The 23,305-nt window shown below is 68.1% G+C and carries 22 protein-coding genes and 3 pseudogenes; 8 read left to right on the forward strand and 17 right to left on the reverse strand.

Annotated features, from left to right (window positions below; translation table 11 throughout):
• Window positions 1-96: 96 nt before the first annotated feature.
• Window positions 97-321 (reverse strand): 50S ribosomal protein L31, encoded by a 225-nt coding sequence (gene rpmE / locus FGL25_RS04250; protein WP_003168899.1) that lies wholly within the window; start codon window positions 319-321, stop codon window positions 97-99.
• A gap of 132 nt (window positions 322-453) precedes the next feature.
• On the opposite strand from rpmE, the gene FGL25_RS04255 reads away from it, so the two are divergent.
• Window positions 454-2,298, forward strand: a complete 1,845-nt coding sequence (locus FGL25_RS04255; RefSeq protein ID WP_138141046.1) for an ABC transporter transmembrane domain-containing protein — start codon at window positions 454-456, stop codon at window positions 2,296-2,298.
• Window positions 2,299-2,506: 208 nt separating this feature from the next.
• On the opposite strand, the gene FGL25_RS04260 is transcribed toward FGL25_RS04255, so the two are convergent.
• From FGL25_RS04260 to FGL25_RS04285, 6 genes are all read right to left on the reverse strand, one after another.
• Window positions 2,507-3,547 carry a glycerophosphodiester phosphodiesterase gene (locus tag FGL25_RS04260; RefSeq protein ID WP_138141047.1) on the reverse strand — a complete coding sequence of 347 codons (1,041 nt, stop codon included), beginning with the start codon at window positions 3,545-3,547 and terminating at the stop codon, window positions 2,507-2,509.
• Between the two features lie 71 nt (window positions 3,548-3,618).
• Window positions 3,619-4,425 carry an inositol monophosphatase family protein gene (locus FGL25_RS04265; RefSeq protein ID WP_128115829.1) on the reverse strand — a complete coding sequence of 269 codons (807 nt, stop codon included), beginning with the start codon at window positions 4,423-4,425 and terminating at the stop codon, window positions 3,619-3,621.
• Window positions 4,426-4,557: 132 nt separating this feature from the next.
• Entirely contained in the window at window positions 4,558-5,124 is a 567-nt protein-coding gene (gene efp, locus FGL25_RS04270; RefSeq protein WP_125900057.1) for an elongation factor P, read from the reverse strand.
• A 127-nt stretch (window positions 5,125-5,251) separates the two neighbouring features.
• Window positions 5,252-5,788, reverse strand: a complete 537-nt coding sequence (locus FGL25_RS04275) for a TspO protein (protein ID WP_223850832.1) — start codon at window positions 5,786-5,788, stop codon at window positions 5,252-5,254.
• A gap of 73 nt (window positions 5,789-5,861) precedes the next feature.
• Window positions 5,862-6,362, reverse strand: coding sequence for a bacterioferritin (bfr, locus tag FGL25_RS04280; RefSeq protein ID WP_040345814.1), 501 nt, complete (start codon window positions 6,360-6,362; stop codon window positions 5,862-5,864).
• 166 nt (window positions 6,363-6,528) lie between these two features.
• Complete coding sequence (locus FGL25_RS04285) at window positions 6,529-6,714, reverse strand: (2Fe-2S)-binding protein (RefSeq protein ID WP_003165676.1); 186 nt, start codon at window positions 6,712-6,714, stop codon at window positions 6,529-6,531.
• A 117-nt stretch (window positions 6,715-6,831) separates the two neighbouring features.
• Between FGL25_RS04285 and thiE the strand changes: the two genes are divergently transcribed.
• From thiE to FGL25_RS04300, 3 genes are all read left to right on the forward strand, one after another.
• Window positions 6,832-7,491 carry a thiamine phosphate synthase gene (gene thiE / locus FGL25_RS04290; protein WP_138141048.1) on the forward strand — a complete coding sequence of 220 codons (660 nt, stop codon included), beginning with the start codon at window positions 6,832-6,834 and terminating at the stop codon, window positions 7,489-7,491.
• A 118-nt stretch (window positions 7,492-7,609) separates the two neighbouring features.
• Window positions 7,610-9,253 (forward strand): sensor histidine kinase, encoded by a 1,644-nt coding sequence (locus FGL25_RS04295; protein WP_232624005.1) that lies wholly within the window; start codon window positions 7,610-7,612, stop codon window positions 9,251-9,253.
• Window positions 9,254-9,311: 58 nt separating this feature from the next.
• Window positions 9,312-10,307, forward strand: a complete 996-nt coding sequence (locus FGL25_RS04300; protein WP_138141049.1) for a hypothetical protein — start codon at window positions 9,312-9,314, stop codon at window positions 10,305-10,307.
• A gap of 4 nt (window positions 10,308-10,311) precedes the next feature.
• On the opposite strand, the pseudogene FGL25_RS04305 reads toward FGL25_RS04300, so the two are convergent.
• The 5 genes and pseudogenes from FGL25_RS04305 to FGL25_RS17900 all read right to left on the reverse strand — a co-directional run.
• Window positions 10,312-10,647 (reverse strand): annotated as a pseudogene (locus FGL25_RS04305) (VOC family protein).
• Between the two features lie 232 nt (window positions 10,648-10,879).
• Entirely contained in the window at window positions 10,880-11,392 is a 513-nt protein-coding gene (gene eco, locus FGL25_RS04310; RefSeq protein WP_003165667.1) for a serine protease inhibitor ecotin, read from the reverse strand.
• Window positions 11,393-11,442: 50 nt separating this feature from the next.
• Window positions 11,443-12,634, reverse strand: a pseudogene (locus tag FGL25_RS04315) (thiolase family protein).
• Between the two features lie 72 nt (window positions 12,635-12,706).
• Window positions 12,707-13,246, reverse strand: a complete 540-nt coding sequence (locus FGL25_RS17265) for an acyl-CoA thioesterase domain-containing protein (protein WP_252970014.1) — start codon at window positions 13,244-13,246, stop codon at window positions 12,707-12,709.
• 76 nt (window positions 13,247-13,322) lie between these two features.
• Window positions 13,323-13,553 (reverse strand): annotated as a pseudogene (locus tag FGL25_RS17900) (thioesterase family protein); the annotation flags it as partial.
• Between the two features lie 155 nt (window positions 13,554-13,708).
• Here FGL25_RS17900 and FGL25_RS04325 point away from each other — a divergent pair.
• Window positions 13,709-14,203 carry a winged helix-turn-helix transcriptional regulator gene (locus FGL25_RS04325; RefSeq protein ID WP_003165664.1) on the forward strand — a complete coding sequence of 165 codons (495 nt, stop codon included), beginning with the start codon at window positions 13,709-13,711 and terminating at the stop codon, window positions 14,201-14,203.
• A gap of 52 nt (window positions 14,204-14,255) precedes the next feature.
• Entirely contained in the window at window positions 14,256-16,118 is a 1,863-nt protein-coding gene (locus FGL25_RS04330) for a diguanylate cyclase (RefSeq protein WP_138141050.1), read from the forward strand.
• Here the strand turns inward: FGL25_RS04330 and FGL25_RS04335 are convergent.
• The gene (locus tag FGL25_RS04335) at window positions 16,097-18,031 is read right to left on the reverse strand and encodes a S9 family peptidase (protein WP_138141051.1); all 1,935 of its coding nucleotides are present in this window, start codon (window positions 18,029-18,031) and stop codon (window positions 16,097-16,099) included. The genes FGL25_RS04330 and FGL25_RS04335 overlap by 22 nt on opposite strands.
• A gap of 167 nt (window positions 18,032-18,198) precedes the next feature.
• On the opposite strand from FGL25_RS04335, the gene FGL25_RS04340 reads away from it, so the two are divergent.
• Window positions 18,199-18,894 (forward strand): helix-turn-helix transcriptional regulator, encoded by a 696-nt coding sequence (locus FGL25_RS04340; protein ID WP_138141052.1) that lies wholly within the window; start codon window positions 18,199-18,201, stop codon window positions 18,892-18,894.
• Window positions 18,895-18,961: 67 nt separating this feature from the next.
• The gene (locus FGL25_RS04345; protein ID WP_003165659.1) at window positions 18,962-19,294 is read left to right on the forward strand and encodes a VOC family protein; all 333 of its coding nucleotides are present in this window, start codon (window positions 18,962-18,964) and stop codon (window positions 19,292-19,294) included.
• 6 nt (window positions 19,295-19,300) lie between these two features.
• Here FGL25_RS04345 and mnmA read toward each other — a convergent pair whose 3' ends face one another.
• The 4 genes from mnmA to FGL25_RS04365 all read right to left on the reverse strand — a co-directional run bounded on the left by mnmA (window position 19,301) and on the right by FGL25_RS04365 (window position 23,304).
• Complete coding sequence (gene mnmA, locus FGL25_RS04350; RefSeq protein ID WP_003165658.1) at window positions 19,301-20,533, reverse strand: tRNA 2-thiouridine(34) synthase MnmA; 1,233 nt, start codon at window positions 20,531-20,533, stop codon at window positions 19,301-19,303.
• Between the two features lie 113 nt (window positions 20,534-20,646).
• Entirely contained in the window at window positions 20,647-20,931 is a 285-nt protein-coding gene (sciP, locus tag FGL25_RS04355) for a CtrA inhibitor SciP (RefSeq protein ID WP_003165657.1), read from the reverse strand.
• Window positions 20,932-21,117: 186 nt separating this feature from the next.
• A complete protein-coding gene (flgE, locus tag FGL25_RS04360) occupies window positions 21,118-22,551 on the reverse strand; it encodes a flagellar hook protein FlgE (protein WP_040345797.1) in 1,434 nt (477 codons plus the stop codon).
• A 12-nt stretch (window positions 22,552-22,563) separates the two neighbouring features.
• Window positions 22,564-23,304: a flagellar hook assembly protein FlgD gene (locus FGL25_RS04365; protein ID WP_003165656.1), complete on the reverse strand. Its 741-nt coding sequence runs from the start codon at window positions 23,302-23,304 to the stop codon at window positions 22,564-22,566.
• Between the last annotated feature and the right edge of the window lies 1 nt (window position 23,305).

A 23,305-nucleotide genomic window follows, 5' to 3' on the forward strand; every position in this document is an offset into this window, starting at 1 on the left:
ATCGAACGCGCCCATGTTAACGGTGTTCCGGGCAACAAAAAAGCGCCGGTCCTGGGACCGGCGCTTTTGTGGCGAACTTGTCGCACCAAGCGTGGCTTACTTCTTGATGAAGCCGCCGAACTTGTTGTTGAAGCGCGAGACGCGGCCCCCGCGGTCCATCAGGTGCTGGTTGCCGCCGGTCCAGGCCGGGTGAGACGTCGGGTCGATGTCCAGGTTCAGCGTGGCGCCTTCCTTCCCGTAGGTCGAACGGGTCTGGTAGGTGGTGCCGTCGGTCATCACAACAGTGATGAAGTGGTAGTCGGGGTGCGTGTCCGCTTTCATCGATCTTGTCCGTCTCTGCGCGACGACGATGCCGACCGTCACTGCGCGTAAATAGAGAATCCCGCCGCAGGGCGCGACGGGAGCGAGGGGCGGCGTTTACACCGGGGGGCGTTCCGGGGCAAGAGCGCGACCATGACCCAAGCTGAACCTCAACGTCACGCCCAACCGACCGGCCGCCCCGGCGCCGGCGCCGTTCTGGCCGAACAGATGGACGAGGCGGGCGGCAAGCGCGCCAAGAGCCGCAACATCCGCCCCCTGGGACGGTTGCTGCCCTTCCTGGGGCGGCACAAGATGGACGCGGCCATCGCCACGGTCTGGCTGATCGGGTCGACGGTTGCGTCGCTGGCGCTGACGGCGACGGCGCGCGGCGCCATCGATCAGGGGTTCGAGAACGGCGGCGCCAATATCGACAAGTGGTTCCTGATCCTGGGCCTTAACGCCGTGATCCTGGGGCTGGCGACGGCGATGCGCTATTTCTACGTCACCAAGACGGGCGAGCGGATGATCGCCGACCTGCGCACGGCGCTGTTCCAACGCATCCTGACGCTGGACCCGGTCTTCTTCGCCCACATGCGCACGGGCGAGGTGCTGTCGCGCCTGACCACGGACATCCAACTGGTCGATACGCTGCTGACCACCTCGATCAGCTATGCGCTGAGGAACTTCCTGACGCTGATCGGCGGGGTGATCCTGCTGTTCTTCGTCAGCCCCAAGTTGACGGGCTTTGTCCTGCTGATCGTGCCGGTGCTGATCGTGCCGCTGTTTCTGTTCGGCCGGGTGGTGCGCCGCCTGACGGTGCAGTCGCAGGATACCTTCGCCGGGGCCGTGGGCTTTGCGGGCGAAAGCGTCGACGCCATCGAGACGGTGCAGGCCTTCGGTCGCGAAAAGAGCGCCATCGGCCGCTTCGGCGCGGCGGTGGAGGAGGCGTTCGGCGTCTCCCTGAAGCGGATGCGGGCGCGCGGCGTGATGACCGCCATGATCATCATGGTGATGTTCGGCGGCGTGACCCTGGTGCTGTGGCTGGGCGCGCAGGACGTGATCGCCGGGACCATGACGCCGGGCGCCCTGCTGCAGTTCGTCCTGCTATCGGTGTTCGCGGCGGGCGCGGTCGGGGCGCTAGGCGAAAGCTGGGGCGACGTCCAGAAGGCCGCAGGGGCCATGGAACGGATCGACGAACTGATGCGGGCGACCCCCGCCATCGCTCCGCCCCCCAATCCGGTCGCCCTGCCTCAGCCGCCGCGCGGCGAGGTGTCGATGTCGGCGGTGGATTTCGCCTATCCGGGCCGTCCGGACCTGCCCGCGCTGAAAGGCTTCAGCCTGACCGTGCGGCCGGGCGAGACGGTGGCTCTGGTCGGACCGTCGGGGGCGGGCAAGTCGACGGTCTTCCGCCTGTTGCTGCGCTTCTATGACCCGCAGTCCGGTCTGGTGTCGGTGGACGGGGTGGATGTGCGCGCGGCCGATCCGGTCGACGTGCGCAACCGCTTCGCCTGGGTGTCGCAGGAGGCGCCGCTGTTCTCGGGCTCGGCGCTGGAGAACATCCGCTTCGGCCGTGAGGCCGCCACGCTGGACGAAGCCCGAGCAGTCGCCGCCGAGGCTCAGGCGCTCGGCTTCATCGACGCCCTGCCGGAAGGGTTCGACACCCCGCTGGGCGAGCGCGGCAAGAGCCTGTCGGGCGGCCAGCGTCAGCGTCTGGCCATCGCGCGGGCCTTGGTGCGCGAAGCGCCGATCCTGCTGCTGGACGAGGCGACCAGCGCGCTCGACGCCGAGAACGAGCGTCTGGTTCAGGCCGCGCTGGATCAGGCGATGGAGGCGCGCACCACCCTGGTCATCGCCCACCGCCTGGCGACCGTGCTGCGCGCCGACCGCATCGTGGTGATGGACGGCGGCCAGGTGGTCGAGGAAGGCACGCACGCGGAGCTGTCAGCCAAGGGCGGCCTATATGCGCGTCTGGCCAAGCTGCAGTTTCAGGGAACGTGAGTAAGACCCTCTCCCGGCGGGAGAGGGCTTGAGCGCACGAGAGCGTAGCGATCGTTCTTGCGCGAAAGGGTGAGGGGCTTGTCCTGTCCGTCGGCGTGAGCCGTCGCACTACGGCCTTCGGCCGACTTCACCCGCGAACCCTCACCCTTTCGCCTTAGCCAATCGCTGACGCTCTTGGAGGCTCAAGCCCTCTCCCATCAGGAGAGGGCTAGCGCGCGTTGACGGCGGCGGCGGGAAAGTCGCTGAACACGGCGTCGACGCCCAGCGCGTAGATCATCTTCAGCCAGCCTTCCAGATCGCCGTGATCTGCGGGCGCGTCGCCCACGCGATATTGCGCGGGCAGGAATAGGTTCTCCGCCCGGAAGGTCCAGACCACGACCTCCAGGCCAGCCGCATGGGCGTCGACCGTCAGGGACGAGGCGGCCAGCGCGCGGCCTGCGTCGTCGCGCGGCACGACCATCAAATCTTGCACGCCGACCGCCTCGGCATAGCGGGCGATTTCCGCCAGACCCTGCGGCGTGGCCATCTCGGCATAGGTCGCGCCGGGTCGATCAGCGGGGCCGCCGCCCGCCTGCATCAGTTGCAGCAGCGGCGCGTCGATGCGCGCCTTCAACCGCTCCAGCGTCCCGACCTCGAAGCACTGGATCAGGATGGGGGCGTCGGCGCTGGTCAGGGCATGGCGCTCCAGCGCGGCGACGAAGGCGTCCTCCATCGGCAGGTCCAGAGCGGCGAAGTGGGATGGGTGCTTCAGTTCGGGCGCGACGCCGATGACGCGGCCGGCGCGGGCGCCGGCCTCACGCGCGATCTCGACCACGTCGTCAAAGGTCAGGATCGGCTCCTGACCGTCATAGGCGGCCGAGGCGGGGCGCAGGGCGGGCAGGCGCTCGCGGGCGCGCAGGGTCTTCAGCTCGGCCAGGGTGAAGTCTTCGGTGAACCAGCCGGTGATGGGCACGCCGTCCACGGCGCGGGTGGTGCGGCGGTCGGCGAACTCGGGACGGTCGGCGATGTCGGTGGTCTCGTCGATCTCGTTCTCGTGACGGACGACCAGATGACCGTCGCGGGTCATGACCAGATCGGGCTCGATGAAGTCGGCGCCCTGTTCGATCGCCAGCTCATAGGCGGCGCGGGTGTGTTCGGGCCGTTCGCCAGAGGCGCCCCGGTGGGCGATGACGATGGGCTTGGCGGGAGGAGCGGACATGGCCGGTTGGCTCGACGACAGGAGGACGGCGGTCAGGATGGCGGCGATCATGGCCGAAGGGTAGGGGCCGGACGTGACAGGCGCGTGATCGCGTGACCCTCTCCCGGCGGGAGAGGGTGACGTCAGGCCTCGCGCAGGATCTTGCGCAGCTTGGCCTGGATTTCGGGGTTGCCCGCGACGATCTGCTTGCCGCTCATCGGGTCGCCGTCCTGGTCGATGGCGGTGACGACGCCGCCGGCCTCAGTGACCAGCAGGATGCCCGCCGCCACGTCCCACGGCTGAAGGTTGCGCTCGAAATAGGCGTCGTAACGGCCCGCAGCGACCCAGGCGAAGTCCAGCGAGGCGGCGCCCAGGCGGCGGATGCCCGCGACGCGCTGGCCGACGGCGTGGATGTCCTTGATAGCCTGGCCGTGGCCCGTCTTGCCGATGAAGGGCAGGCCCGTGGCGATCAGGCACTCGGCCATGTCGGCGCGCCCGGCGATGCGGATGCGCGTGTCGTTCAGATAGCAGCCCTTGCCCTTTTCGGCCCAGAACATCTCGTTCATGACCGGGTTGTAGGTGACGCAGGCCACGATCTCGGACGTGCCGTCGGGATGCTTGCGCTCCAGGCCCACCGTGATGGCGAAGTGGGGCATGGCGTGCATGAAGTTGGTGGTGCCGTCGATCGGGTCGACGATCCAGGTGTGGGTCTTGTCGGTGCCCTCGACCATGCCGCGCTCTTCGCCCAGGAAGCCGTAGCCGGGACGGGCCTTCAGCAGCAGTTCGAACAGGGTCTGTTCGGCCTTGACGTCGGCGGCGGTGACGAAGTCGCCGGGGCCCTTGCGGGACACCTGCAACTGGGACACCTCGCCGAAATCCCGGAGCATCGGGCGGGCGGTCTTGCGGACGGCGTCCATCATGACCTGGAGCAGGGCGGAAGCGAGGGCCATAGGCGGTTCTCCTGATCCGTCGATCCTCAAAAGCCAGCGGCCCGGATGGACGGAGAAGCAAAAGGGGCGCGGACCATCCGCGCCCCTGTAGTCTTTACAGCGCCCGGCCTTGGCCGGGAATGACGGCGTTTGTTAGTCCGCGCGGCGGACGTATTCGCCGGTCGAGGTGTCGACGATGATCTTCTCGCCCGTCGACATGAAGGGCGGGATCATGACGCGGATGCCGTTCGAGGCCTTGGCGGGCTTGTAGGACGACGAGGCGGTCTGACCCTTCACGGTCGGCTCGGTCTCGACGACTTCCAGCACGACCTGTTCCGGCAGTTCCAGGCCGATCGGACGCTCTTCGTGCGACTCGATGACGACCTTCATGCCTTCCTGCAGGTAGGGGATGCGGTCTTCGCCGACCCAGCCCTTTTGCAGTTCGATCTGCTCATAGGACTCGTCGTCCATGAAGACGAGAGTTTCGCCGTTGTCGAACAGGTAGGAGTAGTCGCGCTGTTCCAGCGTGACGCGCTCGACCTTGTCTTCCGAGCGGAAGCGTTCGTTCAGCTTGTTGCCGGTTTCGAGGTTCTTGGCCTCGACGTTGGCGAAGGCGCCGCCCTTGCCGGGCTTGACGTGGCTGGCCTTGGTGACGACCCACAGGCCGCCATTGTGTTGCAGGACCATGCCGGGCTTGATGGTGTTGGCGTTGATTTTCATGAGAACCGTAGGGCTCGTTGCTGGGGGGCGGCAGGCGCCGACCGCCAGGGCGTGGCGCGCCAAATCGCGGCGAGCCCTAGAGGATCAAGCGAAAAAGGGCAATGGCGCTGCTCGGCGACCCGCGGATTCAGGCGGCGTCGTCCAGGCCGCGTTCCGCTTGATTGGCCAGGCGCACTCCCATGCCTGTGGGCGCGGCCAGCTTGCCTGCGCCGGGATCCAGCTTGCGCGCCTCATGAGCGAAGGCGGCGGCCAGACCGGCTGAGGACATGGCGGCCAGAATCTGGGTCCAGCGTCCAGTAGGCCGCGCCGCCAGCCAGACGGCGTTGACCGCCTGGGCGACAGCCCACAGACCCATTGCAGTATTGCGGCCGGGACGGGCAGGGGCGTTCCACACGCGCAGGGCCGACAGGGTGGTGGCCGAGAAGACGGCGGGCAGGATCAGGCTGAACGGTCCGCGCGGCCGCTCGGTGATCGGACCCTCGCGTTTTCGGGCGCCGGTCAGGCCGCGTGTCTGCGGGGGAACGGCGCGGGTCGCCACGGCCGTCGCCGCCAGGGCGAAGCCGACAGTCAGCGCGGCGCCCAGGGCGACGTGCCGCCAGTCGCGGCCTTCAGCGTTGAGAAAATCCGCCGCGTGGTCGCGGGCGGCGTCGAGGGCGTCGTCCATGCTGCTCATGCAGCCAAGAACAACCGGGCGCGGCGGACGTTCCCGCCCTCCGACGCCGCGCCCGGCCTTCGGATCAGTTCCCGGTGGCGGCGCCGTCGGTGGTGATTTCCTTCATGGCCGACTGCAGATAGTTCTGCGCGCCCATCAACTTGATCAGGCTGTGTTGGTTCTCGAGGAAGTCGATGTGCTCCTCGGTGTCGGCCAGGATTTTCAGCAGCAGGTCGCGGCTGACGTAGTCGCGGGCTTCCTCGCACTGGGTCAGGGCGTCGCGGGTGGCGGCGCGGCTGTCGATTTCCAGCTGCAGGTCGGCGCCCAGGCATTCGATGGGGTCTTCGCCGACCTTCAGCTTGTGCAGATCCTGCAGGTTGGGTAGGCCGTCCAGGAACAGGATGCGTTTGATCAGCATGTCGGCGTGCTTCATCTCGCCGATCGATTCTTCGTAGATGACGTTGCCCAGGTGCGCGAGGCCCCAGCTTTCGAACATGCGGGCGTGCAGGAAATACTGGTTCACCGCCGTCAGTTCATTGGTCAGCACCGCGTTGAGGGTGCGGATGATCGCGGGATCGCCCTTCATGGTCGTCGTCCTTGTTTCAGCGGCGGCGAAAGCGACGTCGGCGCGACGACAGGGCCTTTCGGCCGCCCGTAAGGACTTCATAACACGGCGGAAACGCCGTGGATTATTTGCGAGTTCTTATCACTGCATTGATAATGCGAGTGAAATCCGCTTTCAAAATCCGCCTCTATTCGGCGGCGATGGCGAAGGCGGCCTGGGTTTCCTGGATCATCTGGCGCATCTCGCAGACGCATTTGGCGCACTGAGGCGCGCACTGGTGGCTGGCGAAGATGTCCTTGGGACGGTTGGCGCCCGCCTCGATGGCGAGGGCGACGTCACGCTGGCGAAGACCGTTACAGTTGCAGACGTACAAGGCGAGGCACCCGGAACACTGAGAATGGCTCGCTATAGCACTTATTAAGGCGGGTGCAAATCATTCGCATGCACGTGCGACATTGACGACGACGGCGGCGACGGGCAGGGCTCGGCCATGGCTCGTCAACCGCAAATTCCCGCCCGCCCGGCCTGCCGGCTGTACCTGATCACGCCGACCGCCATCCCGGACCTGGAGGCGTTCGCCGCAGAGCTGGAGGCCGCTCTGGCGGCAGGCGACTGCGCCGCCCTGCAGATTCGTCTGAAAGCGGCCTCGGACGATGAGATTCGTGCGGCCGTCGCCCGGCTGAAGCCGATCTGCCAGGCGCATGACGTGGCCCTGATCCTGAACGATCGCCCGGACCTGGCGCGCGCCACGGGCTGCGACGGCGTGCACGTGGGGCAGGAGGACGCCTCCCTGGCCGAGGCGCGGCGCATCATGGGCGAGGACGCCATGATCGGCGTCACCTGCCACGACAGCCGCCACCTGGCGATGGAGGCGGCCGAGGGCGGGGCCGACTATGTGGCCTTCGGCGCCTTCTTCCCGACGCAGACCAAGGACGTCGCCCATCACGCCGAACCGGAGATCCTGACCATCTGGCAGGAGACGATGGAGGTTCCCTGTGTCGCCATCGGCGGCGTTACGGTCGAAAACGCCGGGGCCATCGCAGCGGCCGGCGCCGACTTCGTGGCGGTCAGCGCCGGGGTCTGGCGTCATCCTGACGGCCCGGCGGCGGCCGTGCGCGCTTTCGATGAGGCGCTGCGAACCGCGTATTGATCCTAGGGTCACGCTTCAGGGGATGTTTAGGAACGCGCGCGAAGATCAGGGCCTAAGACTCTAGTTCTAGGCCGGATTGATGAGCATGAGCCGCGCGCTCCAAAGAGGAGAAGTCGCATTGGACGCGACGGGCAAGGGGACCGCTCCGGTTGAAACCCTGGCGCCGCCGAACGCCGACTTCTTCCGCCGACCGCTCGCTCCGATGCTGACCGCGCTGGGCGTGGCCGTGCTGGTGGTTCTCGCGATCAGCTTCGCTCGCGCCAACGGTCTGGTCGCCGCCCTGTGGGGCGCCGGCGGCCTGGCTATGGCTGTATGGCTGCGCGGCGGCCGCGGCCTGCAATACGACCTAGGTTTCGGCGTCCTGCTGCTGGCGGGCGTCTTTGCCGGCGAGATACTGGCGGGCAACGGTCCGTCGCTGTCGATCCTCTTCACCCTGACCAATCTGCTGGAGATCGTGCTGGCGGTCGTGCTGACGCGCCGTGTGGTCACGGGGTTGCATGTCGACAGCGTGCAAGGCCTGGCGCGTTTCCTGGCCGTATGCGCGATCGCGCCCTTGCCGTCGGCCCTGATCGCCGCCGTGGCCCTGTTCAATATGGCGGACCAGAACTTCCTGGACGCCTTGCGTATCTGGTGGAGCGGCCATGCCCTGGGCTTCGCCGTGATCGGCGTGTTCGGACTGAGCCTGCGCAAGACGCATCTAAGGATGCTGAAGCAGCCCGCGCGCCTGGCCGAGGCCATCGGGCTGGGCGTGCTGCTCGCCAGCGCCTGCTACGCCATCTTTTCGCATATGAGCCTGCCTTACGGCTTTCTGCTGTTGCCGTTGATCGTGCTCGCGGCGGTGCGCTTTCGCGTGATCGGCGCGGCCTGGGCCTTGCTGGTGGTGTCGGTGGTGGCCATCGGCGGCACCATGGCCGGGCACGGTCCCTATCATCAGTTCGATCCCGAGGATCGCGCCCTGCTGGCGCAGTTGCTGATCCTGCTGGGCTATATGCCGATCCTGATGGTCGCCGCCCTGTTGGAAGAGCGTGACGGGCTGATGCAGCGCGCCAGGGAAGGACGGCTGCGGGCCGAGCGCGCCTCGGCGGCCAAGTCGCGGCTGCTGGCCAATGTGGCCCATGAGATCAAGAGCCCGATCGGCGGCGTCATCGGCATCGGCGAACTGTGGGCCGGAGGGCACCTGGGCGCCGCCACGCCCAACCAGGTCGAGATGGCGCAGATGCTGGTCAAGACGGCCCGCCAGGTCGAGGCCCTGACCCACGATCTGCTTGACGTGGCGCGGGCCGAGGCGGGCGCGGTCAAGGTGGATATTCGCCCGACCGATGTCGCCGGCGTGCTGGAGGACGTCCGCCGCAGCCTGTTGCTGAATCCTGAGGCGGCGGCGGTGAAGATCGACGTCGTGGCCGCCGGCGATCACCTGGTGGCGCGGGCCGATTCCCAGCGTCTGACGCAGGTGGTCGGCAATCTGGCCAACAACGCCGTCAAATACGGCGCCTCGGGCGGGCTGGTCGTCCTGCGCGCGGCCTGGAGCGGCGACCGCGTCCGTATCGAGGTCACGGACCGAGGGCCAGGTCTCTCGGACGAGAAGCAGGCGCAACTGTTCGAGCCCTTCAACCGTCTGGGCCTCGAGCGTTCGGCCATTGAGGGGCATGGCGTCGGCCTGACCCTGGCCAAGCGGCTGGTCGAACTGCAGGGCGGCGAGATCGGCGTGATTTCGGCGCCAGGGCATGGCGCGACCTTCTGGGTGGAGCTGCCGGGCGCCTGATCCGGCGGGCGCGATGGCCGCTTGACCCGGTGCGGCCCCGGCCGTCAATGTCGTTGTCATGAAAGCCGTATTCGTCGCCGCCCTGTCGCTCGCCGCTCCTCTGGCCCTGTCCGCGACGCCCGCCGCCGCGCAGCAGGATTCGGCCGAGCGCGCCCGCATCGAAGAGTTGACGCGCCGCCTGAACGGCGCGCCGCCCGCGCCGCAAAGAGCGACGACGCCCGCTGCGCAGCCGACGCCCCAACCTGCGCGCCAGGCTGCGCCCCAGCCGACGCCTCAGCCGACGCAGCGCGCGGTTGCGCCGCAGGGGCGGGAGCGACCGGCCCCGCCGCCCGCCGCCGCCCGTCAGGATCCTGCAGAACGGGCCCGCATCGAGGAGTTGACGCGTCGTCTGAACGGCGCGCCGCCTTCGGCCGGTTCGACTGCGCCCTCATCCGCCGCGCCGTCTCGGCCGCCGCAGGCTCAGCGTCCTCCGGCCCAGACTCCTCCGGCCCAGACACCTCTGACCCAGATTCCTTTGACCCAGCCGACACAGGCTCAGCAGGCGCCCGTCGCGGCGCCCAGACCGCAACCGGCGCCCCAACCGGCTTCGTCCGCGCCGCAGCGCGCGCCGGCGCCTGTTGCAACGCCGACGCCAGCTCCGGCTCCGGCAGCGCCGATCCGCAGAACTGAGCCCGTTCCGGCGCCGACGCCGCAAGGCTTGAGCGCCGCCGAACGCGCCGCTCTGCCGTTCATCATTGATCTGCCGCCGGGCTTCCAGCTGGTCGAGGGCCGTGCGGCGCCGGGCGCCCAGGTCTATTCGGCGCGAAAGGCGGGCAAGACCTATCTGATGATCTACGCCGGGCCGACGTCGCAGTTTCCCATCTACGACGGGGACCATGTGACGGTCGGCAGCCGCGTTTCGGTGGTGACGACTGAAGGCCAGCGCCGCATCGCCATGGAGCACCTGTTCCAGCGCGCGACTGAACCCGCCGAAATCCACGTCTGGGTGATGGCCCAGGACGGCGCCGACCGTGACGAGGCCGAGCGCATCGCCCAGACCGTCGACCCGAAGTAGAGTCCTATTTCTCGGACCAGACGGCCAGTTCGTTGCCGGATGGGTCGCGGAAGTGGAAGCGCCGCCCGCCGGGGAAGGCGAAGATGGCGTGGGTGATCGCGCCGCCCGCCGCCTCGACCTTGGCCTGCATGGCCTCCAGATCGTTGGCGTACAGGATGGGCAGCGGCTTGGGCGTCATGGCGTCAGGCGTGAAGCCGCCGTCCAGCCCTTCGCTGAACGCCGCATAGGCCGGACCGTAGTCCTGGAAGCTCCAGCCGAACGCCTGGGCTTAGAAGGCCTTGTGCGCCGTCAGGTCTGCCGCGGGCAGTTCGAGATAATCCAGCTTGCCGTCTTCGCGCATGGCGAGTCTCCGAGAGAAATGGAGGCGGACGCTTGCACGAAGGCCGACTCTGCGCAAACCTGCAAATGGTTCGCAAACGCAGGAGTCGGCCCATGATCGTCCTGAGCGCCGGATGCGCCTCACTGGCCTCGCTGATGCAGCGGGAGGCGGATGGAAGGCGCGGGCCTGAAACGAAACGGGCGCCGATCGAATCCGATCGACGCCCGCGTCTGATCTCAAAGAACGGCGCGGATCAGCGCGCGGTCTGGGTCTCGCCCGCACGCCACACGCGATAGCGCACTTCGACGTCCGACGGGGTGTAGACCACCACCGGCAGGCGCGAGTTATAGCGGATCAGCGGCTGCTCCTGCGTCGTCACGAAGGCTTCGCGCTCCGAGCCGGGCGGGCAGCCCATCAGGGTGCTGGCCGCATTCCCCAGCGCGGGCAGGACATAGTAGTCGTAGCCCCAGCCCTGAGCCGTGCGGGTCTCCAGGCTGCCGCCGAAGAACTGGCGATTGCAGTCGACGGTCTTGGTCTTGCCGAGGATCAGTTCGACCTTCAGCGCGTCCTCGTCCGACTGGGCGGGCAGGTTGATGACATGGCGGGTCTGACCTGCCGTCGCGGCCGGGAAGGCCTTGAGGTCGGCGGACCCGGCCTGGCCGGTCGCGGAGTTGTTCTGGGTCATGGCGCCTTCAGCCTGGGCGGTGGCGCAGGCGGTCAGGCTGAGGGCGGCGACGCCGGCGGCGAGCAGGGCGGGGAGTTTCAAGGGGGAGGTCTCCACAGTCAGTAAGCTTGGCCGCCGACAACGCCGCAGGCTCAGACCAGTTCCACCGCCATGGCCACGGCTTCGCCGCCGCCGATGCACAGCGAGGCCACGCCCTTCTTGCCGCCGCGCGCCTGAAGCGCCGCCAGCAGGGTGGACAGGATGCGCGCGCCCGAGGCGCCGATGGGGTGGCCCAGCGCCGTGGCGCCGCCGTTGACGTTCAGCTTGGCGCGGTCGATGCCCAGTTCCTGCTGGGCGATCATGGCGACGACGGCGAAGGCCTCGTTGACCTCCCACAGGTCCACGTCCTCGACCGACCAGCCGGCCTTCTTCAGGGCCTTCTGCATGGCCGGGACCGGGGCGGTGGTGAACAGGGCCGGCTCATGGGCGTGGGCGGCGTGGGCTGACCACGCGGGCGACGATGGGCAGGCCCAAGGCCTTGGCCGTGCTTTCGCGCGTCATGACCATGGCGGCCGCGCCGTCGGAGATGGAGCTGGAGTTGGCGGCGGTGACGGCGCCGTCCTTGACGAAGGCGGGCTTCAGCGTCGGGATCTTGGCGGCGTCTGCCTTGCCGGGCTGTTCGTCTTCGCTGACCGTCACCGGGCCCTTGCGGGTGGCGACCTCGACCGGGACGATCTCGGCCTTGAAGGCGCCCGAAGCGATGGCGTTCTTGGCGCGGGTCAGGCTCTCGATGGCGTATTCGTCCATCGCCTCGCGGGTGAACTGATACTGGGCGGCCGCATCCTCGGCGAAGACGCCCATGGCCTTGCCGGGGGAATAGGCGTCCTCAAGACCGTCCATCATCATGCTGTCGACGATGACGTCGTGGCCGATGCGGGCGCCGCCGCGGTGCTTGTTCATCAGATAGGGGGCGCCGGTCATCGACTCCATGCCGCCCGCGACGATGACCTCGGCCGTGCCTGCCAAGAGGGCGTCGTGCGCCATCATGGCCGACTGCAGGCCCGAGCCGCACATCTTGTTCACCGTCGTCGCCTCGACGTGCTTGCCGAGGCCCGCGCCGATGGCGGCCTGACGGGCCGGAGCCTGGCCCAGACCAGCGGGCAGGACGCAGCCCATGAAGATCTGCTCGATCTTCTCCGGCGCGACGCCCGCGCGTTCGACGGCGGCTTTCACCGCAGCGGCGCCCAGGTCGGTGGCCTTGACCGGCGACAGCGCGCCCTGGAAGCCGCCCATCGGGGTGCGGGCGAAGGAGCAGATGACGACGGGATCAGAAGCGGCGGTCATGGCGAGCGTTTCCGTAAGTGAATCGTTTCGTGGGGGATTAGGGGAGGCGAAGGCCCGCTGGCAAGCGGCGCCTCACAGCAGCTTGCGGCGCTGGCGCGCCAGGGCGAGGGGGCGGCCGTCTGCGCCCCAGGCGATCGCTTCGTCCACCGACCAGCCCAGGCCGTGGTCCAGCAGGCGGTATTCGAAGAAGACCCAGCCGTCGGGGGCGCTGTCCGGCGTCGGATCGGCCAGGAAGTCGCAGCGCAGGTCCACCGTCGTCATCATCGGCGGCGCCTTGAAAGCCGTCCAGGCGGGCGGATAGAGGGCGTCCAGCAGGTAACACATCCGCAGTTCGTCCAGCGGCGCGCCGTCCTTCACCCGCATCCAGACCCGCTCGACGACCGGCTTGCCCTCGTTGCCGCCCAGGATGTTGGGGCCGTTCTCGAAGCGATAGTCGACGTGCTGCGAGAAGCGCGGCGCCATCGGGCCGCTGATGCCCGGCGCGTCCTTCAGGCCGTCCAGCGAGGGCGGCGGCGCCAGCAGAGGCGTCAACGGGACAGGCGTCGCGCCGTCGGCGCCGTAGGTGGCGCTGGCGTGGTGGGTCAGTTTCGAGCCTTGGCCGCCCTCGACCACGGCATAGGCGACGTTGCGGGCCGCCGCGCAGCATCCGGGGCCGGAAGTGCAGGGACTGGCCGTAGCGGGCGGCGGCCAGATACTGGACCGTCAGGCTGCGCAGCGGCGCCTCGATCCCCAGGCCCTGGCGCATGGCCCCGGCGCACAGGGCCGCCAACAGGCCGCCGAAAGGGAAGCCCGCCTCGGGCGGGGCGCTGATCGGGCCGTTCGAGAACTCGCCGGAAAGGTGGGCGGCCAAGGCCCCATCGTCCTCGGGCGTCAGGCGGAAGGCGGCGTGGATCAGCTCGGGTTCGGTCATGGCTCTCATCGAAAAGCGGAGGCGGAACCTGCGACGGCGCCGCCTCCGAGTCGAGGGAAGGAAACGGCCGGGGAGCGGCCATGTCCGTTGCAAATAGAAACTGACTGACTCCGTCGCGATTGGCAACCCTTGTCAAAAGCCTGACGCGAGGTCACTTTCCGCTCATGGGACGCACCGCCGACTATTCGCGCCAGAGCTGCTCGGTCGCCGCCACCCTCGAGGTGATCGGCGACCCGTGGACCATGCTGGTCATCCGCGACGCCTTCAACGGCGTCAGTCGCTTCGAGCAGTGGCAGGAGCGGTTGGGCGTCGCGCGCAACGTCCTGGCCGCGCGCCTGAAATCCCTGGTGCATCACGGGGTGCTGGAGCCGCGCCCCTATTCCGAACGCCCGCCGCGCAACGAATATGTGCTGACGGCCAAGGGTAAGGATCTGTACGGCGTCCTCGTCACCCTGCACGCCTGGGGCGAGAAGCACGTCTATGGCGACGAGCCGTCGGGCATCGTGCTGCGTCACAAGACCTGCGGGCACGACCTGAAGCCCCGCATCGCCTGCGGCTGCTGCAATGAGATGGTCCGCCCGCGCGAGGTGGAGGTCGTCTTCACCGAGAACCGCCCGACCGTCGGCGAGGTCATGCCGGCCAAGGACGAGGCCGCGTAAAACCCTCTGATCGATTCAACCTCCGTCAACTGTCGAAGGTTAACGGTGGGGCATGTTTCAGTCCCTTACGTCCAGGATCGCCGCCGTCAGCGCCCTGGTGGTGGTCGCTTTACTGGTTCTCGTGGCCGCCCTGGCCGACGCTTCGCGGCAGACCCGCGAGAGTTTTCGTTGGGTGACGCACTCCGCCCAGGTCATCCAGGCGATGGAAGAGACCGTGGCCGGGCTGCGCGACGCGGAGTCGGGGCAGCGCGCCTATGTGCTGACGCAGAACGCGGCCTACGCCCAGTCCTTTGACGCACGGATTTCAGACTCCCTGCGGGCGTTCAGCGAGTTGGTGGAACTGACGCGGGACAACCCGTCGCAGCAACTGCGGCTGCAGGCTCTGGGCGCGCAGCTGTCTGGCCGGATCGAACTGATGCGCCAGCCTTTGACCTTGGCGCGAAGCGGGGACTTCGCCAGAGCCGAGGCGCTCATCGCCGAAGGGCGCGGTTTCGATTCCATGAGCGCCTTCGTGCTGGCGGCGCGAGAACTTCTGGACGAAGAGCGGGTGGTGCAGTCGCGCCGCGTCGAGGCGGCCGAGCGGCGGCTGGCGCGAGTGCGAGGGCTGGCCCTGATCGGCGGGCCGTTGATCGCCTTCTTCTCCCTGTCGGTGTCCTTGATGGTCATTCGCGGCATCCGCCAGCCGGTGCGCGTCATCACACGCGCCATGACCGGACTGGGCGCGGGCGACCTGAACCAGAGGATCGACAGCCGTATGGGGTCGCGGGAGTTCGACCGGCTGGCGCGCGGCTATAACGACATGGCGGACCGTCTGGCGACGGCGGCGAAAGATCAGAGCCGCAGCGAGCGCGAACTGAAGCGCGTGCATGAGGAACTGCTGGCCAGCGCCCAGACCCTGCGGGAGCGGGGCGAGGTCATCGAGCTTCTGGGCGGGATGGCCCATCGGATGCAGGCGGCCCGCACGGACGACGAACTGGCCCAGGTCATCCACGCCTTCGTGCCGCGCGTCCTGCCGGGGCTGCCGGGGGCGCTCTACGCCTACAACAACTCACGCAATCTGCTGGTCCCGCTGTCTGGCTGGGGCGGGCATGAGGCGGAGACGGAAGGCTTTGCGCCGGATCAGTGCTGGGCCTTGCGTCGAGGGCAGAGCCATTTCGTGTCCGAACCGGGCGCGGACGTCGTCTGCGGCCATGTGAGCCCTCTGGCGGCGCCCTATCACTGCGAGCCGCTGCTGGCCTCTGGCGAGGTGATCGGCGTCCTGCATCTGGACGGACTGGTCGAGGCCGAGACGCAGTTCCGCCTCAACGTCCTGGCCGAGAACATCGCCTCGGCCATGGTCAATCAGAAGCTGCAACGCGACCTGAAGGAACAGACGATCCGCGACCCGCTGACCGGCCTGTTCAACCGTCGCTACATGGAGGAGGCGCTGGCGCTGGAGGTGGCGCGCGCCGCGCGTTCGGGCGCGCCGTTATGCGTGGTCATGTGCGACGTCGACCACTTCAAGCGCTTCAACGACGAGTTCGGCCATGAAGCGGGCGATGTGGTGCTGCAGGCCGTCGCCGCCGAACTGGGCCACCGTTTCCGCGACGGCGACATCGTCTGCCGCTACGGCGGCGAAGAGTTCATTGTGATCGCGCCCGGCACCAAGGCCGAGACCTTGGCGCCGCGGGTCGAGACCGTGCGACAGGCCATCGCCGCCATCGCCTTGCGCCTGGGCAAGCAGCCGCTGGGCAGCAGCACCATGTCCTTCGGCGTCGCCGAATGGTCCAAGGGCATGAACCGTGACGGCGACGCCCTGGTGCAGGCGGCGGACGCGGCGCTGTATCGCGCCAAGAAGGAAGGCCGCAACCGGGTCGTCCTGCACGTCGAAAGAAACAGCCTGACTGAGCGGTCTCAGTTCGCCTTGCGTACGTAGCGGTTCAGGAAGGCCAGATAGGCCTCCTGTGCGGTGACCCGGTTTTCGCGACGCTGGAAGCCGTGGCCTTCGTCGGGGAAGACGACGTATTCGACCGGCACATTGTTGGCGCGGACCTTCTCGACCAGTTCGTCGCTCTCGACCTGCAGCACGCGCGGGTCGTTGGCGCCCTGGACCACCAGCAGGGGGCGGCGGATCTTGTCGGCGTGGAACAGGGGCGAGATGGCGCGGTGGCGTTCGGCGTCGACCGCCGGATCGCCCATCTCGTCGTACAGAGCCACGCGTTGCGCGCCCCACCAGGCAGGAATGGACTGCAGGGTGCGGACCCAATTGGTCACGCCGAAGATGTCGATGCCGGCCTCGAACTTTTCGGGGTGGAAGGCCAGGGCCGCGGCGGTGATGTAGCCGCCGTAGGAGCCGCCCATGACCGCGACCTGGTCGTCGGCCACCCAGTCCTGCGCCCGCAGCCAGTCGCCGCCGGCGACGATGTCGCGCAGGTCGGCTTCGCCGTGCTTCTTGTCGTCCATGTGGAAGAAGGTCTTGCCGTAGCCGGACGAGCCTCTGTTGTTGGCCCCCAGAACGGCATAGCCGTGGTTGACCAGGTGCTGGACCATGGCCGAATAGCCTCGCCGCGTCTGACCGCCCGGTCCGCCGTGGACGAGGACGACCGCCGGGGCCGGGTGGGCCGCCGAGGCGCCCTTGGGTCGATAGAGGACCGCCGGGACCATCACCCCGCCTTCGCCCGGATAACGGACGATCGTCGCCTCGACCAGGTCGCTCTCCTGGATGGCCGGGTTCAGCGCGTGGGTCAGGCGGCGGGTCTGGCCCGTCGACAGGTCGGCGACGAAGACGTCGGCGGGCGAGGTGTCGGACACCACGGTGAAGGCGGCCAGGCCTGCGCCGGGGTCGAAGCGGACGCCGGTGATGTCGCCCTGGGGCAGGCCGGTCAGGCGCACGGGCGCGCGGTTTTGCGCATCCTCGATGGTCAGCTCGGTCGAAGCGTCGGCGTTGACCGCCGTCACCCGATAGCGGCCGTTGGGCGAATAGGAGACATACATGACGTCCCAGTCGGCCTGGGTCGTGCGGTTGTGGGCCTTGTCGGCGATGTCATAGGCGTAGGCCTGAGCGAACTCGCCGTCCTCATTGCTGGTGTAGATCAGGGTGGCGTTGAAGGGGCCGAAGCCGCTGACGTCATAGGCGACGTCGCCGGTATGCGGGGTGATCAGATAAGGCTCGCCCCCTGCCTGCAGGTCGGCCAGGTAGATATCCGAATTGGCGCTGGTATGGGATTTGGTCAGGGCGACCAGCCGTCCGTCGCCAGAGACGGCGGCGACATCCATGCCCCCGGGGTTCTGGAACATCAGCTTGCGCTCGTAGGTGGCGGCGTCATAGGCGTAGAGGTCGAAGACCTGGGCGTCGCGTTCGTTGCTGGTCAGCCAGAAGGTCTGGCCGTCGTCGCTGAAGCCGACGAAGCCGGCCTTCAGCTTGTCGCCCGGCGTCAGGTCGCGCAGCGTCCCGTCGATTTCGCGCACATAGATGTGGGTCAGTTCGTTGCCGCCCTGGTCCGCCGCCACCAGAACCCGACGGCCGTCGGGAAAATAGCTCTGCGCGAAGGTGGCGTTGGTCGTTGAAGCCGTCAGCGGCACGGGATCGCCGCCCGCGACCGGCAGGGCGTAGGCGTTGAACACCCCCGTCTTGTCCGACGAGATCAGGACGTGGGTGCGTCCCTCTGAGAAAGCCAGGCCGTCAGGGTTGGCCATGGAGAAGCTGGTCGTCTCGAAGAATTGCGCGGCGGTGTAGGGCGTGACCGGGGCCGACGCCGTCGGCGCAGGCGCGGCCGGTTCAGCGACGGCGAGGGCAGGGACGGCGGCGGCAAGCGCCAGGACGGAAACCATGCAGGCGAAGGAGCGCATTCGGAGCCTCATGAGGAGCGTGATGGTCGATAGAGGCTGCACCATGCGCGTACGGATGCGGTCTGTCGAAAATTAAGTGAGCGTCGTTACGTCGTGCGCGGCGGCCCTAATGCAAAGGCGTCTTCGATGCTGCCGTTTTCTGGCAGCAATTCTGCTACGCTCCCGACGTGTCCCGGTCCGAACGCCTTCTCGATCTGCTGAACACCCTGCGGCGGCATCGTCGGCCGGTCAGCGGCCGCGCGCTGGCGGAGGAGACCGGCGTCTCCCTGCGCACCCTTTATCGCGATATCGCCAGCCTACAGGCGCAGGGCGCGACGATCGAGGGCGAGCCGGGCGTGGGCTATGTGCTGAAGCCCGGCTATCTGCTGCCGCCGCTGATGTTCACGCCGGAGGAGATCGAGGCCCTGGCCCTGGGTTCACGCTGGGTGGCCGAGCGGGCGGATGCGCGATTGCGGGATGCGGCGTTGAGCGCACAGGCGCGGATCGCGGCGGTGCTGCCGCCGGATCTGCGCGACGAGATGGAGGCCTCGGCCCTGTTCATCGGGCCGGGCGCGCCGATCCCTGCCGATGCGGTCGATCCGGCCCAGTTGCGCAAGGCGATCCGCATCGAGCGCAAGCTGAGGCTGAACTATCGCGACGAGGCGGGGGCGGCGTCGGATCGGGTTGTCTGGCCCTTCGCCCTGGCCTTCTTCGACCGGGTGCGGCTGCTGATCGTCTGGTGCGAGCTGCGCGGCGACTTCCGCAGTTTCCGCACCGACCGCATCGTCGAGGCCGAGGTGCTTGAGGCCCGCTATCCCACGCGCAAGGCCGTGTTGCTGAAACGATGGCATGAGGCGTGCGAGCGGCACGGGCCGCCGCGTTGATGCTGACAGAAACTGGCGGCAGCTAAGGCTAGGTTCTCCTTCTGTTCAGACAGGCGGAGGGGCCACGATGACGAGCGACGACATTCTGCTGAACGTGGCCGATCCGGGCGCCAGCACGCGATTTTACGCCGGGCTGCTGGGGCGACGGCCGCTGGAGGCGGGGCCGGACCATGCGGTCTTCCTGCTGGCGCCGGGGCGGACGCTCAGCCTGTGGCGCGGGCGAGGCGGGGCGCAGGTGGACGTCCGCATGGCCGCCCCCGCCGTGGTGGACGAACTGCACATCGACTGGTGGGACCGGGGCGCGCGCATCGTCCTGCCGCCCACCGACATGGACTGCGGCCACGGCTTTGTGGCGCGTGATCCCGACGGCAACTGTCTGCGGGTCTATGCGGCGGCGTGAGTCGTTTCAGACCGCCACAGCCTCGGTCGAATGGATGAAGCCGCCGCCCATCACGCGCTCGTCGTCGGCCGGGTCGTAGAGGACGCAGGCCTGGCCGGGGGCGACGCCTTCCTCGCCCTGATCGAAGACCACCTGCACGGCGCCGTCCACAAGAGCGAGGCGGGCGGGCGAGGGCTGGCGGGTCGAGCGGACGCGGGCCAGGACGGGGGCTCCGTCGCGGGCGGCTTCCTCGATCGTGGCCTGGTCGCCCAGCCAGTTGGTTTCCTCCAGCGTCAGGCGCGCGGTCAGCAGGGCTTCGCGCGGGCCGACGATGACGCGGCGATGGTCAGGGTCCAGCTTGACCACGAACAGAGGCTCGCCCACGGCGACGTTCAGTCCCCGGCGCTGGCCGATGGTGTAGTCGGTGATGCCCGAATGGCGGCCCAGCACCCGGCCGTCCATGTGAACGATATCGCCCGCCTCGCGCCCCTGGGGCCGCAGGCGGTCGATCAGGGTGCGATAGTCGCCGGTCGGCACGAAGCAGATGTCCTGGCTGTCCGGCTTGGCGGCGATGCGCAGGCCCAGGGAGGCGGCGACGCCGCGCACCTGCGGCTTTTCCAGATCGGCCAGGGGGAAGCGCAGATAGTCCAGCTGATCCTGCGTCGTGGCGAACAGGAAGTAGGACTGGTCGCGCGAGTGATCGACGGCCTTGCGCATCTGCGAGCGGTTGCCGTGGGTCGCGCGGCGGACGTAGTGGCCAGTGGCCATGGCCTCGGCGCCCAGGTCGCGGGCGACATCCAGCAGGTCGCGGAACTTCACCGTCTGATTGCAGCGGATGCAGGGGACCGGCGTCTGGCCCTTCAGATAGGAATCGGCGAACTGGTCGATCACCGCGTCCTTGAAGCGGTTCTCATAGTCGAGGACGTAGTGCGGAATGCCGATCAGGTCGGCGGCCAGGCGGGCGTCGTGAATGTCCTGACCCGCGCAGCAGGCGCCCTTCTTCTTCAGCGCCTCGCCGTGATCGTAAAGCTGAAGGGTCACGCCCACGACGTCATAGCCCGCCTTGTGCAGCAGGGCGGCGACGACGGTGGAATCCACCCCGCCCGACATGGCGGCGACCACGCGCGCGCCTTGCGGCAGGCCGACGGCCTGTCGCACGCTCTCGATCGCAGCGTCCATGTCAGCTTGCGACATGGGGGCGATGTCGGGAACGGGGCAGAGGATGTCGTCGGTCAGGGCGTCCATGGTCATCGCCGCCATTTAGGCCTTAAGGCGCGCGATTTCGAGGCCTGGCCCGAAACGAAGGCGTGCGCCAATGAAAAAGACCGCCCCCCATCAGGGAGCGGCCCATGATCATGCGTCCAGGCGAAGGCCTAGTCGCGGTAGCTCTGGATGCGCGTCGTGCGCAGCCCCTGCATGCCCCATTTGTCGATGGCCTTCTGCCAGGCCATGAACTCCTCGGCCGTCAGACGGTACTTGGCCAGGGCGTCTTCAAGGCTGATCAGCCCGCCGCGGACGGCGGCCACGACCTCGGCCTTGCGGCGGATGACCCAGCGGTTCGTATCCGACGGCGGAAGGTCGCGCAGGGTCAGGGGCGTGCCCGTCGGGCCGACCACGTACTGTTCGCCGTTACTGTTAAGGCGTCGCTCTTGCAGCATGGGCTTAAGCCTCTCTCACCACCACCATAGACGCGCAGGCTAGGCCCCCGCCCGCTAAGGGGCGTTTAAGCGTCGTGGTGAAGGAATGGCTAAGACGCATCCGGCCGGTCCGGCGCGTTCTGCGCCGGCTAAAGGAAGGATTCATCGAGTCTAACGAGACCTTGCTCATGGATTCCCGTTGGCCGATCAGCGCTTGATGTTGATCAGCTCCGCCAGCATCTCGTCGGCGGTGGTGATGATCTTGGACGAGGCCGAATAGGCGCGCTGGGTGGTGATCAGGCCGGTGAACTCGGTCGACAGGTCGACGGTCGAGGCTTCCAGCTGCTGCGCGCCCAGCAGGCCCGCGCCGCCGGTGCCGGGGGCCTTCAGGTTGAAGGTGCCGGAGTTCTGGCTGACGCGGAAGGCGTTGCCCGACACTTCGGTCAGGCTGTCGGCGCTGGGGAAGGTGGCCAGGGCGACCTGGGCGATCTTGCGCATCACGCCGTTGTCGAAGATGGCGGTGACGAAGCCGGTCTCGTCGATCTTCACCTCGGTCAGGTTCCCGAAGGCCGTGCCGTTCGTATAGGTGGCCTGGACGATGGAGGTGCTGTCGTACTGCGTCAGGCCGCCCGCCGAAGCGTTCAGGTCGAAGGCGATGGTCTGAGCCGCGATGCCTAGCGACGGATCCCAGGCGCCGTCGGCGCCCGGCGTCGCCCCGTCGGACGAACCCAGCGACAGGCTGGCGTTGGTGGGGTCGTCGAACAGGCCGGTGCCCGCGGTCCAGCCCTGCATCTTGGCCACGTCCAGACGCCCGTCCTGGGTGAAGGCGATGCGGCCGGACTTCAGCAAGCCGTCGGTGTTGGTCACCGTGCCTTCGGGAGCGCGGATTTCGGCGTGCCATTCGTTGGCGACGCTGCTCTTCAGGAAGGAGACGGTGATGTTGCGTTGGCCGCCCTTGGAGTCCGACACCGGAATGGTGATCTCGAAGTCGGGCTTCACGCCCGTCGCCGGGTCGTTGGCGTACATCGACATGGAGTGGGTGGCCGGGTCATAGGCCGTGACGCCGGTCGGGGGCGGGGTCTGGGCGGCCTCATTGACCGGCTGGCTGGATTTCAGGTTGGCGTTCAGGCCGACGCGGGTGGTCGGCTCGGCCGCGCCGCCGACGGAGCCGACGTTGATGGTGCGCAGGCGGCTCATGTCGGACGGATCGCTGTTGACCACGCCGTCGGCGTCGACCGGCCAGCCCTGCAGATACAGGCCCGAGGTGTTCTGCAGATAGCCCAGGTCGTCGATCTTGAACGCCCCGGCGCGCGTGAACAGGCGCGCGTCCGACAGGGTCAGGTTCTCGGACTTTTCGGTGACGACGAAGAAGCCCTGGCCGGCGATGGCCAGGTCGGTGCCGGAGGTCGTGCGCTGAAGCTGGCCCGCCTGGCTGATGAAGTGGCGGGCGGCGGCCTGAACGCCGCCGGCGGAATAGTTCACGCCCGCCGTCTGGGCGTTGACCACGGTCGCGAACTCGGTCGACGCGCGCTTGTAGCCGACCGTGTTCACGTTGGCGATGTTCTGCGAGATCGTCGAAAGGGCCGCGGCGTTGGCGGTCAGACCGGACACGCCGGCCATCATGGCGCCGTTGATGCTCATGTCTGGGGTTCCTTACGAGAGAAGATTGAAGGGGTTGAGTTTCGAGGCGAGGGCGCTGGCCGCGCCGGCGTCGTCCTCGGGTTTGGCGGCGGCCTTCTGTTCTTCCAGCGCGATCAGGCTGGACACCGGCATGATCGAGTTGCCGATGATGACGAAGGGCGTGTTGTCGTACATCTCGACGCCGGTGACGCGGCCGCGGATCAGCACCTGGCTGTCGACGGCCTTGCCTGCGCCGTCCTTGGCGACGACCTTCAGCGTATAGACGCCGCCGTCGTCGACCTGGCCGCCTCCGGTGGTCTTTCCGTCCCACTTGAAGTCGTGCATGCCGTTGGTCTTTTCGGGGGCCGGGCCGCTCCAGACCACCTTGCCCGAGGCGTCCAGCACCTGAAGCGTGGCGTCGGTCGCGTCGGCGGCCAGCTCATAGCTCCAGTTGGCCTCGCCATCCTCGAAGCGGGTCGCGGCCCAGACGGCGGTGGCGTCCTTGCCTATATACTGCGCCGCGCCGGTCAGGCCGTCGCCCTGCTGGGCCTTCAGCAGGCCGGTCAGCAGGTCGTTGGTCAGCAACTGCTGCTCGACGCCCGCCATCTGGGTCAGCTGGGCGGTGAATTCGTTGGAATCCACCGGCGACAGCGGATCCTGGTTCTTCAACTGCGTGGTCAGCAGCGACAGGAAGGTCTGGAAGTTGGAGGCCAGCATCTGACCCCCGGCGTTCACCCGGCCCGCGGCGTTGTTGGAAGAGACGGCGTCAACCATC

This window comes from Brevundimonas vancanneytii (assembly GCF_901421975.1).
GTDB classification, from domain to species: domain Bacteria; phylum Pseudomonadota; class Alphaproteobacteria; order Caulobacterales; family Caulobacteraceae; genus Brevundimonas; species Brevundimonas diminuta.

Bases quoted from the DNA above. Each gene is read 5' to 3' on its own strand.
- sciP (WP_003165657.1), bottom strand. From the start codon at position 20,931: ATGCTGCAAGAGCGACGCCTTAACAGTAACGGCGAACAGTACGTGGTC.
- FGL25_RS04300 (WP_138141049.1), top strand. From the start codon at position 9,312: ATGAAAGCCGTATTCGTCGCCGCCCTGTCGCTCGCCGCTCCTCTGGCC.
- FGL25_RS04255 (WP_138141046.1), top strand. From the start codon at position 454: ATGACCCAAGCTGAACCTCAACGTCACGCCCAACCGACCGGCCGCCCC.
- FGL25_RS04365 (WP_003165656.1), bottom strand. From the start codon at position 23,304: ATGGTTGACGCCGTCTCTTCCAACAACGCCGCGGGCCGGGTGAACGCC.
- FGL25_RS04265 (WP_128115829.1), bottom strand. From the start codon at position 4,425: ATGGCCCTCGCTTCCGCCCTGCTCCAGGTCATGATGGACGCCGTCCGC.
- flgE (WP_040345797.1), bottom strand. From the start codon at position 22,551: ATGAGCATCAACGGCGCCATGATGGCCGGCGTGTCCGGTCTGACCGCC.
- FGL25_RS04325 (WP_003165664.1), top strand. From the start codon at position 13,709: ATGGGACGCACCGCCGACTATTCGCGCCAGAGCTGCTCGGTCGCCGCC.
- mnmA (WP_003165658.1), bottom strand. From the start codon at position 20,533: ATGGCGGCGATGACCATGGACGCCCTGACCGACGACATCCTCTGCCCC.
- thiE (WP_138141048.1), top strand. From the start codon at position 6,832: ATGGCTCGTCAACCGCAAATTCCCGCCCGCCCGGCCTGCCGGCTGTAC.
- FGL25_RS04260 (WP_138141047.1), bottom strand. From the start codon at position 3,547: ATGATCGCCGCCATCCTGACCGCCGTCCTCCTGTCGTCGAGCCAACCG.
- FGL25_RS04345 (WP_003165659.1), top strand. From the start codon at position 18,962: ATGACGAGCGACGACATTCTGCTGAACGTGGCCGATCCGGGCGCCAGC.
- FGL25_RS04330 (WP_138141050.1), top strand. From the start codon at position 14,256: ATGTTTCAGTCCCTTACGTCCAGGATCGCCGCCGTCAGCGCCCTGGTG.
- rpmE (WP_003168899.1), bottom strand. From the start codon at position 321: ATGAAAGCGGACACGCACCCCGACTACCACTTCATCACTGTTGTGATG.
- efp (WP_125900057.1), bottom strand. From the start codon at position 5,124: ATGAAAATCAACGCCAACACCATCAAGCCCGGCATGGTCCTGCAACAC.
- bfr (WP_040345814.1), bottom strand. From the start codon at position 6,362: ATGAAGGGCGATCCCGCGATCATCCGCACCCTCAACGCGGTGCTGACC.
- FGL25_RS04335 (WP_138141051.1), bottom strand. From the start codon at position 18,031: ATGCGCTCCTTCGCCTGCATGGTTTCCGTCCTGGCGCTTGCCGCCGCC.
- FGL25_RS04275 (WP_223850832.1), bottom strand. From the start codon at position 5,788: ATGGACGACGCCCTCGACGCCGCCCGCGACCACGCGGCGGATTTTCTC.